The following is a 399-nucleotide window of genomic DNA, read 5'->3' on the forward strand; positions in this document are numbered from 1 at the left end:
CGCTGGTCATGCCAAGACTGGTAAATAACTGACTGCCAAGCTGAATGATCACCCGTTTGCTCAGCACCATGTAAGTGGCAAAAATCATGGCTGACAGCAGGGCATACAGGCTGCCGAGCCAGATGTCATCGCCCAGATGCTGAATGTCATGCGCGACAATAAGCGCAATACCCAGGTAACCCAGCAGGATGGAAAGGAAAGTCCCCGTTTTAGGCGTTTCTTTTAAAACCAGCATACTGATCAGAACCACAAAGGACGGATACATAAATAACAGTAACCGCTCAAGCTGCGCAGAAATGCTCTCCAGCGCCAGAATGTCGAACAGCGAAGCAAAATAATAGCCTAAGATCCCAATCAGCATAGCCTGCCAGCCATAGCGCCGTGCCTTGTGTCGCTGTG

Annotated in this window: 1 protein-coding gene; it reads right to left on the bottom strand. The window is 50.1% G+C overall.

Features of this window, described 5'->3' with window-relative positions; translation table 11 throughout:
- Positions 1-399 (bottom strand): DMT family transporter (locus ACYP03_RS24410; protein WP_459782433.1); only part of this gene is annotated, 399 nt, incomplete at both ends.

Source organism: Photobacterium sp. R1, assembly GCF_054600795.1.